This window comes from Priestia endophytica (genome assembly GCF_026790145.1).
Lineage (GTDB): Bacteria > Bacillota > Bacilli > Bacillales > Bacillaceae_H > Bacillus_I > Bacillus_I endophytica_A.
In genome coordinates, this window is the sequence record NZ_JALAMS010000014.1 from 153,719 (window position 1) to 170,424 (window position 16,706).

The window sequence follows — 16,706 nt, forward strand, 5'->3', positions numbered from 1 at the left end:
TTTATTTTTTCAACTTACTAAAACGCTGATCCTATATTTTAATTAGTAAGTAACTCTAGGATGTTTATGCTATTTTGTTTACTAGTCATAAAGTTTATTTATTTGAAAAAACAACTCTTAGAAACCGCTTTCATTTAAAACCATAACAAAATTTTAACGTACACCTATAACCATTCTCCTAACTACTTAATAAACCAGAAGAATAAACTATAAAGTTTAAAAAGCAAGGTCTTAAATGTGCTTTAAAGTTGTGCAACAATAGATTAATTTTGAACTAGTGTTTTTTCTTCACCTAATGCTTTTACTCCAGCTTTTAGAACTTCAATAATTCGATCTGTATCATAGATATTTCCGCGCCAAGTTCCTCCACTTACGGATTGAAGCGCAGCCCATAAACGAGTATCATCTGGAAGACCAGGATCCGGTTTGAGGTCTGGATGAAGGTCACGTTCTTTCAAGACTTTAGTTGCTTTTTCTAAAGAAAGTCTTTCGTTCTCCGTTCCAACAAAATTAATGGAACCTACTAACTGATTGCGGTCAACAATGATTTCAATTACATCTCCATCACGCAATTTCCCAATTGCTCCCCCAGCCAATGCCTCAGGTCCAACATGTCCAATACATGCGCCAGTGGAAACACCTGAAAACCGCGCATCTGTAATCAAGGAGACATGTTTTCCAAAAGACAAATGTTTTAATGCCGATGTTAGTTGATATGTTTCCTCCATCCCTGTTCCTGAAGGACCACCGCCCATAACAACCATTATATCTCCTGCTTCAATCCCTCCTGTTTTAATCGCTTTTATGGCTGCTTTTTCCGAAGTAAAGACCTTAGCTTTTCCTGTATGTCGATACACTCCGTCTTCGTCTACCATAGATGGATCAATGGAAGTTGATTTAATTACTGACCCTTCAGGAGCGATATTTCCTTTTGGGAATGTAACTGTAGAAGTTAGACCTTTTTCTTTTGCTTTGACTGGGTCCATGATAATATCATCAGGATTAATTCCATCAGTTTCTAACAAGTGTTTTTTCATCATTGCACGTCTTTCTGATTTTTCCCACCAATCGAGGTTTGCACCAAGGGTTTCTCCGGTAACTGTTAATACATCTTCATGTAAGACACCTAATTTTTTCAAATGAAGCATAACCTCTGGAACCCCGCCTGCTAGGAATGCCTTAACCGTTGTGTGACCAACAGGACCATTTGGTAGTACATCAACTAAGCGAGGAACTTTCTTATTGATTCTAGTCCAATCTTCAACAGTGGGTATCTTACACTTAGCTGCATGAGCAATTGCTGGGATATGAAGTAATAAATTTGTTGAACCTCCGAAGGCCGCGTGAATCACCATAGCATTTTCTATCGCTTTGTCCGTAATAATATCTTTGGTAGATATGTTTTTCTTCTCCAATTCTAAAGCTGCATGTGCTGATTGCTTAGCCATCTCAATCCAAATTGGCTGACCTGAAGGGGCTAATGCCGAGTGAGGTAAAGCCATTCCAATAGCTTCTGCAACGACTTGGGAGGTGCCAGCTGTACCAAGAAATTGACATCCTCCTCCTGGTGTAGCACAAGCACGACATCCGAGGTCAGCAGCTTCTTGTAAAGTAATTTCGTTGTTTGCATATCTCGCTCCAATTGTTTGAATCTTTCCTGCGTCTTCTCCATTTGTAGGTGGAAGAGTAACACCTCCAGGGACAATAATAGTTGGCAAGTCATGCATTGATGCTAAAGCTATCGTCATTGCTGGAAGACCTTTATCACATGTAGCTACCCCAATAATTGCACGACGTGTAGGCAATGATCGAATTAATCTTCGATAAACTATAGCCGCATCGTTTCGAAAAGGAAGAGAATCAAACATACCGGTAGTTCCTTGAGAACGGCCATCACATGGATCACTTACGAATCCTGCAAAAGGAACCCCTCCTTGTCTATTAATCTCTTCAGCTGACGCCTTCATTAATAAACCTATTTCCCAATGGCCAGTATGATAGCCTAATGCAATTGGAGTACCATCATGATTCCTAATTCCACCTTGAGTACCTAGGATTAAAACTTGTTTTCCAAGTAGGTTTGAAGGTGTCCATCCCATTCCAACATTTTGAGATAATCCAAAAAGGTCACCACTTGGTGAATCTAGCAACATTTCTGATGTAAGTGGGAGTGAACCATCTGCCCCTTTTGAATGAGTTTGAACTTTATAAAGAGATACATCCTCTTCGCCAAATATCGATTGCAATGACATATGTATTCCTCCTTTAATAAGATTTTTTTATTTTAGTTTCTTACATAGCTTACTGTTAATTTTGGACCTATATTTATAGTAATTACTATCATGCTTGCCTACTACTAATTCAATAACATTAAATATTCTTAGGACTGTCTATCTTTGTATATTTTCTATATAAACCTCCTTTTGTTTTATAATATAAAACAAAGTTTATCTATATTAAACTTTTGTTGCCATTTAATAATAATCATATTTTTTCTGAAAAGTCAATTAATTTAATAAAGCCAATTATAGAGTAAGATTTCATGTTACTTACAAGAAACCGCTACATTTTACTCATATCTACATTAGTATTCTAAAAAGGAATCTAATTGTTTTAAAAAATAGAGGGTATAATTCTAAAAAATACTAGTTTCTATCAAGATTTTAACTCTTATAAATCTTGCGTAGATAATTGTATGACTTAATAACTTTGTTTTGTAGAATAAGAATTATAAATGAATCCTTTAGAATTTTTCTTTGTCCGAAAGATATTCAAGTATTTAATTATGTTTCTTGACTTTTTTAAAAAACTAGTATTATATTTGAATTGTAAGAATAGTTTGTAATAATAAAAACAAGTTTTATAATTTAAAACAAGTAGGTGAAATTCATGCCTGTTATTCAATCAGTAGATCGTGCTCTTCGTATTCTTGATCTGTTTGACGAGCATACAACAGAATTGAAAATAACAGATATAAGTAATCAGTTAGGACTTCACAAGAGTACTGTTCATTCTTTATTGAAAACGCTTTTAAATCATGGCTATATCAGTCAAAACCCTGAAAATGGGAAGTATAGATTGGGAATGAAGCTCTTTGAAAGAGGAAACTATGTCATTCAGTCTTTAGATGTTAGAGGTTTATCAAAAAAATACTTAATGGATTTATCAGTGAAAACCGGACAGACTGCCCACTTAGTTATACTCGATGGTAAAGAAGGAGTTTATATTGATAAAGTTGAAGGCCCTATGGCTGTTATTCTTTATTCCAAAATAGGGAAACGAATCCCCCTTCACTGCTCCGCGGTTGGTAAAGCTTTAATAGCTTTTAAAGACCAGGAAGAGATAAAACAAATTCTAAATGAATATGACTATTTTAAACAAACTGAATTTACCATTACAAATGAATCTGAATTTTTGCGTGAGCTTCAACGAGTTCAATCTCAAGGGTATGCAGTTGATAACCAGGAAAATGAGCCAGGTGTTCGCTGTATTGCAGCACCTATTCGAAATCATGAGAATAAAGTCATTGCGGCTATTAGCCTTTCTACACTTATAGCTCGTGTGGATGACGCTCAGTTAGAGACTTTTAGTAAGCAACTGAAACAAACAGCTTTCCAATTATCAGAACAAATGGGAAATGGGATACCAATTTCATAGAGATGGTTCCCTTCTCTTTTGTCCATATATAAAAACTCAGTTTTATAATATAAAACAATAGGAGGCTATTTTTATGCGTATTATCCGATATTTAAATGAGCATTCACAAGCAATTCTAGCAGCTGTTACAAATGAGGGAAAAGTATACCCTCTTCCTCAAGAAGGATTAATTGAATTAATTCAACAGGCAAACGCACAAAATGTTTCTCCACTTTCTTTTGTAGAATTTACTATCTCCAAGTCAAAACCTATTCAATACTCTGTAGAAGATTTATCGTTACTTGTTCCTATTGTAGCTGAAGAAGTATGGGCGTCCGGTGTTACATATGAGCGTAGTCGCGATGCACGTAACTATGAAGCAACAGGTGGAAAACTTGATGCAACTACTTTCTATGACAAGATATATGAGGCTGAACGTCCAGAAATTTTCTTTAAGTCTACCGCTGCTCGTACAGTTGGTCCAGGACAAGAAGTTTACATCCGTAGTGATTCTAATTGGCAAATTCCTGAGCCAGAATTGGGCCTTGTTATTAATCGAGATGGTGAAATTCTTGGATATACGATTGGAAATGATATGAGTTGTCGTGACATTGAAGGAGAGAACCCGCTTTACCTCCCGCAAGCAAAAATGTGGAAAAACTCTTGTTCCATTGGACCGGCAATTCTCCTTGCAGAGTCCGTAAAAGATCCCTACAATTTTGACATCACATGTCGAATCTACCGCAATGACGAGCTTATAGTAGAGGGAAAAGCGAATACTAACCAGTTAAAAAGAAAATTTGATGAATTAATCTCTTTCCTCATCCGCGACAATGAAATTTTTGACGGTACTATATTATTAACTGGTACGTGTATTATTCCATCAAATGACTTTACCTTATTAGATGGCGATCAGATTGAAATTGAGATCTCTAATATTGGTGTCTTGAAAAATCGTGTAAAGTTACCAAATAACATTTTAGTTTGAGTAAATCAGATAGCACAATAACCATATAGAAAAACACTGGTCTAATTTTACTTTTCTAAATTTTCGATAAAGTTAACTATAATAAAGACTTTAGCATTCAATATTTCGGGATTAAGCAAACTATTTCATGAAATATGGGGGTATATAAGATGAGCGTAAAAACAGACGAAAAAACGTATTTAAACTATATCAATGGTAAATGGGTAACGGCTTCTATTCAAAAAGTTGAGACTAGTATCAATCCAGCCAATCGTCATGAAATCATCGGTTATATACAACAGTCTGAAAAAGAAGATTTAGATTACGCTGTCCTTGCTGCGAAGGAAGCACAAGTTTTCTGGGGAAAGCTATCTGGTGCTGCCCGCGGAGAGTATTTGTATAAGGTCGCAAACGCACTCGAGCAACGTATTGATGAAATTGCGGAAACAATGACTCGTGAAATGGGAAAAACATTTCTGGAAGCAAAAGGAGAAACGGCTAGAGGTGTCGCTATCCTTCGTTATTATGCAGGAGAAGGAATGAGAAAAATAGGTGACGTAATTCCTTCATCAGATTCTGAGGCACTGATGTTCACTACTCGTGCTCCGCTTGGAGTTGTAGGTGTTATCACACCTTGGAATTTTCCAGTAGCAATCCCTATCTGGAAAATAGCACCAGCACTCATTTATGGAAATACTGTTATTCTTAAACCCGCTCAAGAAGCTGCAGTAACTGCAGCCAAAGTAATAGAATGTTTTGACGAGGCTGGACTTCCAAGGGGTACTATTAATATGGTAACAGGCCCTGGGTCTGTCATTGGTCAAGCGATTACTAACCACCCGAATATTAATGGAATTACATTCACAGGATCTGATGCAGTTGGTAAGTCAATTGGACTAGGTGCTCTAAAGCGTGGTGCTAAATATCAGTTAGAAATGGGTGGAAAGAATCCAGTAATTGTAGCCAATGACGCCGATTTAGAACAGGCAGTGGAAGCAACTATTAGTGGAGGCCTCCGTTCTACGGGTCAGAAATGTACAGCTACAAGCCGTGTAATCGTACAAAGTGAAGTTTACGAGCAGTTCAAAAATAAACTTATTGAAAAGATAAAGGAAATAGAAGTTGGGAATGGGTTAAAAGAAGATGTATGGATGGGGCCATGTGCAAGTGAAAACCAGCTTAATACAGTACTTTCTTATGTAAAAAAAGGCATAGAAGAAGGTGCAACATTAATTTATGGCGGTAAACGTATAGAGGATGAAGAATTAGTCAATGGATTCTTTATGGAACCTACTGTTTTTGAAAATGTTAGGAATGGAATGACCATTGCCCAAGAGGAAATTTTCGGTCCAGTGCTTGCCCTTATCAAAGTCGAGACTTTAGAAGAAGGGTTACAAATTGCAAACGACGTGAAATTTGGACTAAGTGCTTCCATTTTCACTAAAAATATTGGTCGCATGCTTTCTTTTATTAATGAGATGGATGCTAGTCTCGTACGTATTAATGCTGAATCTGCTGGAGTTGAACTGCAAGCCCCATTCGGCGGAATGAAACAATCTAGCTCCCACTCTCGTGAGCAAGGAGAAGCTGCAATTGAGTTTTTCACTTCTATTAAAACTATATTTGTAAAGGCATAAATAAACTTTCAGAGGCATAGCCCCTATTCATGCTTTATACAGATATGTTCTTGCTATTAGTTATATTCTCATATATAACAACCGGCATAAATAAGAAAAAACATAAGGTGTATTCCCTTTGAGCGACAAGAGTATGTGCCTTATTAACTTCCCTGAATTGGATTAGGGATTTAAAATCTAAAGAAGCATAAGTTTTTAGCTTATGCTTCTTTGTTTATCTTGGAAGGCGTTTAGAATAAGAAATAACGCTGTGCTAACGGAACGTGATTAACAGGTTCGCACGAAATTTCCTTCCCATCGGCAAATACTTGGTATGTTTTTGGATTTACTTCAATTTGGGGTAAAGCATAATTTAGCTTCATATCGAGCTTACTTAAGTTTCGAATGTTCCGTACGGGTGAGATAATTTTGGATAATCCTAACTTTTCATGCACACCACGTTCAATGCTTGCCTGTGACATAAAGGTAATGGCTGTAGAAGAGTTAGCTTTACCATATGACGCATACATTCTTCTCATAAAGACAGGTTCTGGAGTTGGGATAGAAGCATTAGGGTCTCCCATTTGAGCTCGTGCAATCATTCCTCCTTTTAAAACAAGGTCTGGTTTTACACCAAAAAACATCGGATCCCATAAAACAAGGTCTGCAAGCTTCCCATTTTCAATTGAACCAACTTCATGACTGATGCCATGTGTAATAGCTGGATTAATCGTATATTTGGCAACGTAACGTTTTGCACGTTCATTATCATTCCCCCGTTCACTTGGAAGAGCGCCGCGCTGTTTTTTCATTTTATCAGCTGTTTGCCATGTGCGAATAATCACCTCACCAACTCGTCCCATTGCTTGTGAATCCGAAGACATCATACTAATGGCTCCTATATCATGAAGCACATCTTCTGCTGCAATCGTAGCTGCGCGAATTCTTGAGCGACTAAAAGCCACATCTTCCGGCACGTTTGCATCTAAATGATGGCATACCATCATCATGTCTAGATGTTCTTCCATTGTATTTGTTGTGTAGGGCATTGTTGGTGTTGTTGAAGAAGGTAGAATATTGGAGTAAGAAGCTAGTTTCATAATGTCTGGAGCATGTCCTCCACCTGCACCTTCAATATGGTACGTATGAATGACACGATCTCCAATGGCTTCAAGCGTATCTTCTAGAAACCCAGCTTCATTTAGCGTATCTGTATGTATTGCGACTTGAATGTCCGCTTGCTCGACGACATCCATGCATGTTTCAATTGCTCGAGGTGTTGATCCCCAATCCTCATGAAGCTTAAGGCCAACTGCTCCAGCTTCAATTTGTTCGATTAAAGGGGCTTTATGAGAAGCATTTCCTTTTCCTAAGAACCCTACATTTACAGGGAACTCTTCAGCCGCTTCAAGCATTCTTTCCATATACCAAGGGCCTGAAGTACACGTTGTGGCTTTACTTCCTGTAGCTGGTCCAGTTCCACCACCAATCATTGTGGTAATACCTGAGGAAAGTGCAACATCCATTTGTTGGGGACAAATAAAATGAATATGAGTATCAATTCCACCAGCTGTTAAGATTTTCCCCTCTCCTGATATAACTTCAGTACCAGCTCCAATGATTAAGTTAGCATCAACGTTATCCATAATATCTGGGTTTCCGCTTTTCCCTACCCCTACAATTCTTCCATTTTTAACTCCAACGTCAGCTTTTATAATGCCTGTATGATCAATCACAATTACGTTTGTGATCACTAAATCAAGGGCTCCTTCCTTGGCTGTTAATCGTCCATTCTGTCCCATCCCATCGCGAATCGTTTTTCCTCCACCAAAGATGACCTCTTCTCCATACACGGTGCAGTCTTTTTCGATTTCAACCCATAAATCTGTATCTGCTAGTCGGACTTTATCGCCTACTGTAGGACCAAAGAGATCTGCATATTGTTGCTTAGACATTCTCATGATAAAACCTCCTTTGTGCTACCACTATACTTTTCTAGTTTTTCTATCATTTTTTCTTTACGTCGTTCATCGATAAAACCTTCAGTTATACCGTTTAATCCGTATACGGTCTTGCGGCCACCTAATGCCACTAACGTTACTTTCTTCTCTTCACCAGGTTCAATTCGAACTGCTGTACCAGATGGGATATCAAGACGCATACCAATCGCTTTTTCTCTATCAAATGAAAGAGCTCGATTCACTTCTGCAAAATGAAAATGCGAACCAACTTGAATGGAGCGTGATCCTATGTTCTTCACGATGAGTTCACACTGAGGCTTGCTTTTATTAATTTCAATTGTACCTTCTGCTATTTGAAATGCCCCTGGTTTCATGCTTTTACCTCCTTTTGTATTGGTTGATGGATTGTGACAAGCTTTACACCATCTGGAAATGTTGCTTCAACTTGTATGCTCTCTAGCATTTCAGGAACCCCTTCCATTAAATCTTTTACACTAAGCACGTGACGACCGAGTTCCATAATCTCTTCAACACTTTTTCCTTCACGGGCTCTTTCGATGACATAGCAAGTTAGATAGGCTGTTGCTTCAGGGTAATTTAATAAAACTCCTCGTTCTTTCCTGTCTTGGGCTAGCTGACCAGCAACAACAATTAACAATTTTTCTTTCTCTATCTCTGTTAATCTCATCTTATAAACCTCCTTAATGTATAAAAAAGATGTAAATAAATATAACATAAGATGTCACAAAAAGTAAATACTATTCTGAATTTTTAAATTATTGAACCTATTTTTATTTCATATCTTTGTTACAAATGGATAAAATACAGCAAGAGTAAAACGAGGAAAACTTTAAATTCTCTTAGTATTCCCAGAAGTATTGTTTATATCTCCGGATAGCACTGTTGTTAGCTATGCTAGGTTATCAACCTTAAAAAACGAGGAGCTTATAATAAAAGCTCCTTAGCAGTTTAAACACAATACGATGTAATGAAATCATTGAGAAGAAGTTCTAAAATGTAATTCGTATTTTAAATAGTCAACATGCTCTCGTTGTTTTTGTAATATTTCATGAACGAGACATAAGCTTTCCTCATCAAGTTTATTTGAAACTAATTCTTCAGTCATTTTGATTCCATATAAATTTTGACCCTTAATAGCATGTTTTAGAATATCTTGTTCACTAGTAGAAGAATCAAATAGTTGGCTTATAAAGAGCTCTATTTTCCCTATAATTCCTTCACTACTTCTAGGTGTTCCGTCTAGTACTTGAACACGTTTTGAAAGCAATTCTGCATGATGTTCTAGATCTTTACGAATTTCAATAAAGTGAGAAAGAAGTGAAGAAGAGGAATCGAGATTTTTTATAAAATTCTCGTAAGCATGTATCCCCATGTATTGACCTTCCACTAGTTTATTAAGCGTACCTACTATCTGTTTCTTATCCATATACAACTGTTTACTGGATGTGTTTTTTAGTACATTCTTAAAGAGACTTATACTAGATATAGCTCTAGAAATTAGTGTTGCTTAAAATATAAGTTAAAGTTAATTTAGAAGGTCCCTACAAAACTAAAATTCATTTACCCATAAAAGTAGAATTAAGGGGAAAGAAAAAAACGCAACCTCGTTGTTACTGAACGAATTTGCGCTTGTATTAATTTCTTAATATAAAGGCTATGTAAACTAAAGGTATATATAGTTGGTTCTTAAATCTTCTCTTTTTTAAAATGAAATTAATTAGGTTTTAGTCCGCCTTCCTTTCAGCTTCATCAGTATCAGAATTGAAATAATTCAATAATTAAAAATAGAAGAGGTGAAACAAGTAAAGCAGGAATAAGGTTTAAGGTTTTAAACTTTTTAATTTCTAAGATATTTAACCCTGATGCCAGAATGAGTATTCCACCTACAATACTCAATTCATTTAACAGGTTATGATTAATAGCACCTTCTAGCAAGATTGTAATGAGATAAATAGAGCCTTGCCATATAAATAATACAATCGCGGCAATAGCTATTCCTATACCAAAGGTTGAAGCTAAAACAATAGAAGTGATTCCATCTAATATTCCATTAGCAAGTAAATAGGTATAGTCTTCTTTTAAAGCGGCTTCTATCGGTCCTAAAATAGACAAAGATCCTATACAGAATAATAAAATGGCCGTTGACAAACCTTCAGCTAGGTTACTTTTAGAAAATTTATTAACCAAGTTGTTAAATCTTACTTCTAAATTCAGTTTTTGACCAATTAACCCTCCTATCGCTAAACTTACAATGAAAAGTACAGGATACTTACTCGAAGGTAAATGATGTACGACAGCATCAATTCCCAACACAGTAGCTACCAATCCCATAGCTTGCATTAAAATATTATGATATTCATGTTTTATTCCCTTTTTAAAGATACTACCTATAACACTCCCTACTATGATTGTGAGTGTATTGAAAATTGTTCCAAACATTGGATGTTCTCCTTTCTGTTTATAAAATAACTTAGAACGTAATAAAATATTAAACCCTCCAGTAGCTGGAGGGTCAAGTGAGATTTTAACTTTTAGAACACAGAATGTCACAAACAACTATAGGGCACTAATATTTCGGTGACATATTTATTTAAGTCATTCGTAACTCCATAATCAATCAAGGTTATCTCCATCGAATCATCAATCAGTTTGTATTGATGATTTTTCATATATTCCATCAACTTCTTATAATAAGGAGGCGCATCCATATGGGTGCCTTTAAAGCAAATTTGAAGATATTCTCTAGGAGGAAAAACAGTGGTAGGAGATGCAACTTCATCGTCCTCTTCTACTGTCATAAAAACACTTGAATACTTATTAAAAGTACCCGAGCACAAGTCAGATACTGAAATGGAAAGACCTATTTTCCCTAGAAAAATATCTGTTTTAAGATTGAAATTAGTACGTAACTCTGAAATAGGAAATTCAATATCTTCACTTGGACTATAGTCATGCTGAAGATAAGCTACATGCCGCCCAGGTAGTTTCACCTCAGCAATGGTATCAAGTGGTGTATTGATAGCATGGTTAATCTGCAGTAGACGCTGAGAAATTTTCCTTTCAATTGTTTCTAACTCCATTTTTTTTTGAGCTATTTCAGCTTGTTGATTTTTTAACATCACAACCAGGTTATCAATGTCCCGGTAGTTAAAAAACTCTAAAAGCTTGCTTATTGGTACACCTAGTGCCCTTAGGTATTTAATTGAATCTAGTCTTTCGAATTGCTGGGTTGAATAATAACGGTAATGGGTCTTATCATCTGTAAACTCAGGTTTTAAAAGACCAATTTCGTCATAATATCTGAGAGTGGAGATTTTTACATGAAATAGTTTTGATATCTCTCCAATCGTAAAAAATTCTTTCATCTGATCTTCTCCTTTCTTAACCCTTCATCGTCTTTATCTAGAAAACTACGACTACCTGGTGTGTTTATCTCCTCCTAATATTTTTCTATGTAAGGATGATTAAGAAATTGGTCCACCTCTGCAAACACAAGCTGACAAATTCTCCATCCTTTAACTAGTTTAAGGGGGAGGCGATTTGAATTATATAATTCAAGTGTAATTTGTCTTTCAAAACCCGGCTCTACCTAACCAACATTTCAAACAAGATTCTATTCAAATTTCTGTTTAAGTTTTCTATCATATAAAGATGTAAACGCGGGTAATTTATTACTAATCTCACTAAAATCCAGGAAAGCTCGCCTCTATAGAGACAAGATTTTTATACTAAAATTCATATTATTGTGTGTTTCTAACCTACTTCATATAATGCAAAAAATATTAATTAATTAGATAATGAAATAGGGATTTTATTTTCCCTCAACAAATACCTTGCGTTTATCATAGGCAAAAATAATCATTGTTCCACCTAAAATAGCACAAATCCCATACATAAATGAGTATGAGGAAATGTCAGCTATGGGGCCCATAATAACCCCTCCTAGTGATACCCCTAAATCTGCCATAGCAATAAATAGGCCAATTAATATATTACGATTTACTTTTGGTAAAACAAAAGTCAAATATGTAGTTAAGGTAGGATATATGAGCGCTTGAGCTATTCCCATCAAGACTGCTCCCGCATAGAAAAACATTACTCCACCAGTTATAGAAAAGCTTACACATTGCGCTGCTAATGTTAGGAGGAGCATTGTACCCATTACAAAAAGAGAATGCCATTTACCATCTGAAGGAATTTTTTTTCTTAAAGTAAAACGGGCAAACACAACAGTTCCTGCTTGAATCATGAGATAAACTCCAGCGCTCCCATTTTTTAATTCCATAGCGTAGAGAGGCAAGAAAGTAGTAATAGCTCCAAATACAATAGAGGCTACTAACATTAACACGCTACATTTGAACAAAAATGGATTTTTTATTAACTCACCAAATGATTTGAACATATTTACTCTTTGAGGCGTATCATTTATTGTAGTTAAATCCCCTTGCTTGTCCACTTTAGCACTATAACCAAAAAAACCTGTAAAAATAGCAATAGATATCATTACTATTGTAAAGTAAGCTGTATTGTTTGCTTGCCAAATTCCTAATGCTAATATAGGTCCGATAACACCCGGTATATGTGAGAATAAGGAATAAAGCGAGATACCTTGAGAACGATCCTCCTCTGGAAGGGCATCAATAATACCAATTTGTAACGCCATTGAGAAAAAAGCTGTTGATACCCCTTGTAAAATACGTGCGATTAAAAATCCACCTAATCCAGTGATTGTGTAGAGTATTAAGGCAAATCCATTAATGATAAGGATTATACGTAATACTTTTATAGGCCCTTTTTTTTGTATAATATGTCCTGCCCATGGTCGAAAAAACATAGTGGTAAACAAATAAGCTCCCATAATAATACCAATGGTTGTATTGCTAGCTCCTAATGTTTCTCCTTGTAAAGGAATAATAACATTTAGTATAGAGTTTGCACTAAAGTAAAGAAGGGTTAATCCATATAAACGTAGAAAAGGCCAAGACATAGCTCCATTCACAACTTTTTCTCCTCCTAATTCATTTTAATATCTTCCTAAAATTCCACAGTTTGAGCTGAAACAAGAATGATATGAACCATATCAAAAAGTTATTAATTTCTGTAATAATTCTCTTGCGTATTCTGATTGAACATTTTTCAAATTTGAAGTTTCCACTGTTTCTTCAATTTTTCCATTTTTAAAAATGATGATTCTGTCACAGATATAAGCTGCAGCCTGAATATCGTGAGTAATAAAGATATAGCCTATGCGATAGATTTCCTTTAATTCTTTTAATAATTTAAGTATTTGAACTTGGACAGATACATCTAAAGAGCTAATTGCTTCATCTAGCAAAATACATTTCGGTTCTGTTGCGATAGCCCTAGCAATACATACCCTCTGTACTTGTCCTCCTGATAACTCATGAGGATATTTTTCTTTATACGAGGAGTCCAATCCCACTTGATTCAAGAGGTAATCAACCCTACTTTCAATTTCTATTTTGTTACTTTTCTTAACTCTTATGGGTTCTATAATAGCTTGTTCTACAGTGAAAAATGGATTAATAGAAGATTTATAGTCTTGGAATACGGCACTAATACTGCCCAATCTAGTTAATCTATTATTCACACTTCTCCCTTCAAACAAAATTCTTCCGGCATCAGGTTGTTCAATACCTATTAATAGACGCCCTAATGTTGATTTTCCACTTCCACTTTCTCCAATAATTCCTATACATTCTCCACTCTTACATTCAAAACTAATGTTTTTTAATATTTTCTGTTTTTCCTTAGAGAATAACCTACCTGTCTTATAGACCTTCTCTACACCTTCTACAATTAACATTTATTATTCATCCCCATTACCTTCTTAAAATGATTACTCAGTACCTGTTTAGTGGATAATAAATAATTTGTGTACTCATGCTGTGCCTGTGAGAAGATGGTCTGAATATTGCCTCTTTCAACAATCCTTCCATCTTTCATAATTAAGATGTCATCTCCAACTTTTTTTACAACACCTAAATCATGCGAAATAAAAATCATTGAACACCCTATTTTTTCTCTTAGCTTTATAAATTGCTCTACAACTTCAAATTGTGAGATTGTATCTAATGCTGTCGTAGGTTCATCTGCTATGATAATATCAGGCTCTAAAGCTATTGCTAGCGCAATCATAAGACGTTGTAACATTCCTCCTGATAACTGATGGGGATACTTATTCATAATCTCTATAGGATTTTTCAACATTACACTTTCCATAGTGCTCTTCATTTTTCTTTCTATTTCCTTATTGCTCCATTCAAAATGCTCAAAGAGAGTTTCTTTCAAATGCATTCCAACGACACAAGAAGGGTCAAATGCACTCATACCGTTTTGGAGAATCATGCAAAGATTTTTCCCTCTTTTCTTTCTCATTTCTCTTTCTGTAAGAGCGTTTAAGTTCTCACCTTTGAACAGAATAGTCCCAGATTGAGAAAGTGAAGGTTTATTTAACCTCATTATTGATCTACAAGTTATAGATTTTCCGCTTCCACTTTCTCCAACGATTGCTAAACAACTCCCCTGTCTAACACTGAAAGAACTATTATGAATGATTACCTTGCCGTTCTTAATATCTTGTATTCTAAGATTTTCAACTTCTAATATATTCATATATTTATTTTGCCACCTCTTTCTTCTGGGTCTTATGTCTAGGAGATACTAACCTTCCTTTAATTCTATTTTTAGAACTCATTAAATTAGGATCTAACGCTACTTGAAGGGCATCAGATAAAAAGTTAAAGGATGATACTACAATAATAATGGCTAGACCAGGAGCTAACATTAACTCTGGACGTGTAAACATTACTTCCTTAGCCTCACTTAACATCATCCCCCATTCAGCATTTGGGGCTTGTATCCCTAATCCTAAGAATGAGAGACCTGATATTTGTAAAACCATGGAACCAACAGAGCTACTTGAGAGGACTATCACATCTGATAAGGTAACAGGAACGATGTGTTTATAAATAATCCTCATATTACTAATGCCACAAGCCTTAGCAAACTTTACATATTCCAGTTCTGAATATTGCATAACAGAAGTTCTAATGACTCGAGTGAACCATGCCCATTTAAGAAAAACAAAGGCAATTAGTATATTTACAAGCCCTACCCCTAAAATACCAACAATAGCTAAAGTCATAACATAGCCGGGAAAAGACAGCATAATATCGCAAATTCTCATAATAACTCCATCTACTTTCCCTCGAAAATAACCAGCTAAAAATCCCAGGACAGATCCAATTATAACGGATAGGAATAAGGCAACTGAAACCCATAGCACGCTAGGACGAATTCCGTAAATCAATCGAGAAAGAATACATCTTCCTAAGTGGTCATTACCTAATAAATACTCCCAAGATGGTGCTGCATATCGAAGCCCAATATTTACTTCTTTAGGGTTATGTGGGGCAAATATAGGTGAGAATATCCCAATAACCATTGTTAGAATGATAATTATCAATGACACAGTAGCTAATTTGTCCTTACTCAAGTTTTTTAATATTCTCATTTATAAATCATTCCTTAATTTAGGGTTTATAGCGGCATTTATAATGTCAGAAATAGTGTTAAATATTACGAAAGAGACTGCTAATAAAAGAACATAAGCTTGAATAACCGGAAAGTCTCTACTCAGGATAGACTTAACGCTTAGACTTCCTAACCCTGGCCATGCAAAAACATTTTCGATGACTACTGTGCTTCCTAATATAATAGGTATCGCCATACAAAATACTGAAATGGAAACTTGTAATGAATTTCTTAAAATCTGTAGGATAATTGTCTGCTCATTTAATCCACATGCTCTTCCATATAATACGTAGTCTTCATTTAAGTTATTTAGCATAGAGCTTCTTACAATTCTGAAATAGATACCGGCATAACTTATTGTAATTACGATAACAGGGAGGATATAACTCTTGTATGAACTCATCCCGCTTGTAGGTAACAAATCTAATTTAATAGAGAAGTACCAAATTATCATGGATGCTAGCCAGTAGGCTGGTGCTGATGTTAGAAAGAAAGAGACCCCTCTTACTGATTTATCAAATAGCCTTCCCTCTCTCATGGCACATAGCACTCCTAGGAATATTGACAGAACGATAACAAAAACAGATGATACTAATGTTAACTTTAATGTATTTAAAAATGCAGGTCCTATTAATGACCAAACCGATTGTCCTGTAACGTATGAATTCCCAAAATCTAACTGAAAACAAGCTATTACCCAGTGTAAATATTGCATGATAAATGGCTGATTTAGTCCTAATTCTTTTTTTGTTTCAATAATTAGTTCATCTGTTATCTTTGGAACACCTTGAGCTTGTAATACCACTTCAGCCGGATCTTGAGGAGAAAGATTAATTAAAATAAAAGTTAAGAATGAGATGACTAAAAGTAATGGTATAGATATTAATAACTTTTTAATAATGTAACTTCCCATAGATAATCTCCTTTTTAAAAATAGGATTAATAGCT

15 protein-coding genes and 1 pseudogene are annotated in these 16,706 nt (G+C 35.5%); 3 read left to right on the top strand and 13 right to left on the bottom strand.

All coding sequences use genetic code 11. From position 1 onward, the window contains the following. Window positions 1–263: 263 nt before the first annotated feature. The gene (locus MOC86_RS11660; RefSeq protein ID WP_268584343.1) at window positions 264–2,252 is read right to left on the bottom strand and encodes a YjhG/YagF family D-xylonate dehydratase; all 1,989 of its coding nucleotides are present in this window, start codon (window positions 2,250–2,252) and stop codon (window positions 264–266) included. Between the two features lie 637 nt (window positions 2,253–2,889). Here MOC86_RS11660 and MOC86_RS11665 point away from each other — a divergent pair. The 3 genes from MOC86_RS11665 to gucD all read left to right on the top strand — a co-directional run bounded on the left by MOC86_RS11665 (window position 2,890) and on the right by gucD (window position 6,240). Continuing rightward, complete coding sequence (locus tag MOC86_RS11665) at window positions 2,890–3,657, top strand: IclR family transcriptional regulator (RefSeq protein ID WP_268584344.1); 768 nt, start codon at window positions 2,890–2,892, stop codon at window positions 3,655–3,657. 73 nt (window positions 3,658–3,730) lie between these two features. Then, window positions 3,731–4,624, top strand: a complete 894-nt coding sequence (locus MOC86_RS11670; RefSeq protein ID WP_268584346.1) for a fumarylacetoacetate hydrolase family protein — start codon at window positions 3,731–3,733, stop codon at window positions 4,622–4,624. A 149-nt stretch (window positions 4,625–4,773) separates the two neighbouring features. After that, a complete protein-coding gene (gene gucD, locus MOC86_RS11675) occupies window positions 4,774–6,240 on the top strand; it encodes an alpha-ketoglutaric semialdehyde dehydrogenase GucD (protein WP_268584348.1) in 1,467 nt (488 codons plus the stop codon). A 230-nt stretch (window positions 6,241–6,470) separates the two neighbouring features. On the opposite strand, the gene ureC is transcribed toward gucD, so the two are convergent. The 12 genes and pseudogenes from ureC to opp1B form a co-directional block, all read right to left on the bottom strand. Then, the gene (gene ureC, locus MOC86_RS11680) at window positions 6,471–8,180 is read right to left on the bottom strand and encodes an urease subunit alpha (RefSeq protein ID WP_268584349.1); all 1,710 of its coding nucleotides are present in this window, start codon (window positions 8,178–8,180) and stop codon (window positions 6,471–6,473) included. Continuing rightward, entirely contained in the window at window positions 8,177–8,554 is a 378-nt protein-coding gene (gene ureB / locus MOC86_RS11685; RefSeq protein WP_268584351.1) for an urease subunit beta, read from the bottom strand. Before ureB ends, ureC begins: the two co-directional genes overlap by 4 nt. Next, window positions 8,551–8,868: an urease subunit gamma gene (ureA, locus tag MOC86_RS11690; RefSeq protein WP_268584352.1), complete on the bottom strand. Its 318-nt coding sequence runs from the start codon at window positions 8,866–8,868 to the stop codon at window positions 8,551–8,553. The genes ureB and ureA overlap by 4 nt, the downstream gene beginning before the upstream one ends. 306 nt (window positions 8,869–9,174) lie before the next feature. Further along, a complete protein-coding gene (locus tag MOC86_RS11695) occupies window positions 9,175–9,627 on the bottom strand; it encodes a DUF2383 domain-containing protein (RefSeq protein ID WP_268584354.1) in 453 nt (150 codons plus the stop codon). A 329-nt stretch (window positions 9,628–9,956) separates the two neighbouring features. Then, window positions 9,957–10,640 carry a DUF554 domain-containing protein gene (locus MOC86_RS11700; protein ID WP_268584356.1) on the bottom strand — a complete coding sequence of 228 codons (684 nt, stop codon included), beginning with the start codon at window positions 10,638–10,640 and terminating at the stop codon, window positions 9,957–9,959. Between the two features lie 107 nt (window positions 10,641–10,747). Continuing rightward, window positions 10,748–11,566, bottom strand: coding sequence for a MerR family transcriptional regulator (locus MOC86_RS11705; protein WP_268584358.1), 819 nt, complete (start codon window positions 11,564–11,566; stop codon window positions 10,748–10,750). Between the two features lie 74 nt (window positions 11,567–11,640). Continuing rightward, window positions 11,641–11,778, bottom strand: a pseudogene (locus MOC86_RS27485) (dCTP deaminase domain-containing protein); the annotation flags it as partial. Window positions 11,779–12,012: 234 nt separating this feature from the next. Continuing rightward, the gene (gene cntE, locus MOC86_RS11715; protein WP_268584359.1) at window positions 12,013–13,200 is read right to left on the bottom strand and encodes a staphylopine family metallophore export MFS transporter CntE; all 1,188 of its coding nucleotides are present in this window, start codon (window positions 13,198–13,200) and stop codon (window positions 12,013–12,015) included. Between the two features lie 81 nt (window positions 13,201–13,281). Next, a complete protein-coding gene (locus MOC86_RS11720) occupies window positions 13,282–14,028 on the bottom strand; it encodes an ABC transporter ATP-binding protein (RefSeq protein ID WP_268584360.1) in 747 nt (248 codons plus the stop codon). Further along, a complete protein-coding gene (gene cntD, locus MOC86_RS11725) occupies window positions 14,022–14,837 on the bottom strand; it encodes a staphylopine uptake ABC transporter ATP-binding protein CntD (RefSeq protein WP_268584362.1) in 816 nt (271 codons plus the stop codon). The genes MOC86_RS11720 and cntD overlap by 7 nt, the downstream gene beginning before the upstream one ends. Window positions 14,838–14,841: 4 nt before the next feature. Beyond that, complete coding sequence (gene cntC, locus MOC86_RS11730; RefSeq protein ID WP_268584363.1) at window positions 14,842–15,738, bottom strand: staphylopine uptake ABC transporter permease subunit CntC; 897 nt, start codon at window positions 15,736–15,738, stop codon at window positions 14,842–14,844. Further along, the gene (gene opp1B, locus MOC86_RS11735) at window positions 15,739–16,671 is read right to left on the bottom strand and encodes a nickel/cobalt ABC transporter permease (protein ID WP_268584364.1); all 933 of its coding nucleotides are present in this window, start codon (window positions 16,669–16,671) and stop codon (window positions 15,739–15,741) included. It lies immediately after the preceding gene. Window positions 16,672–16,706 lie beyond the last annotated feature (35 nt).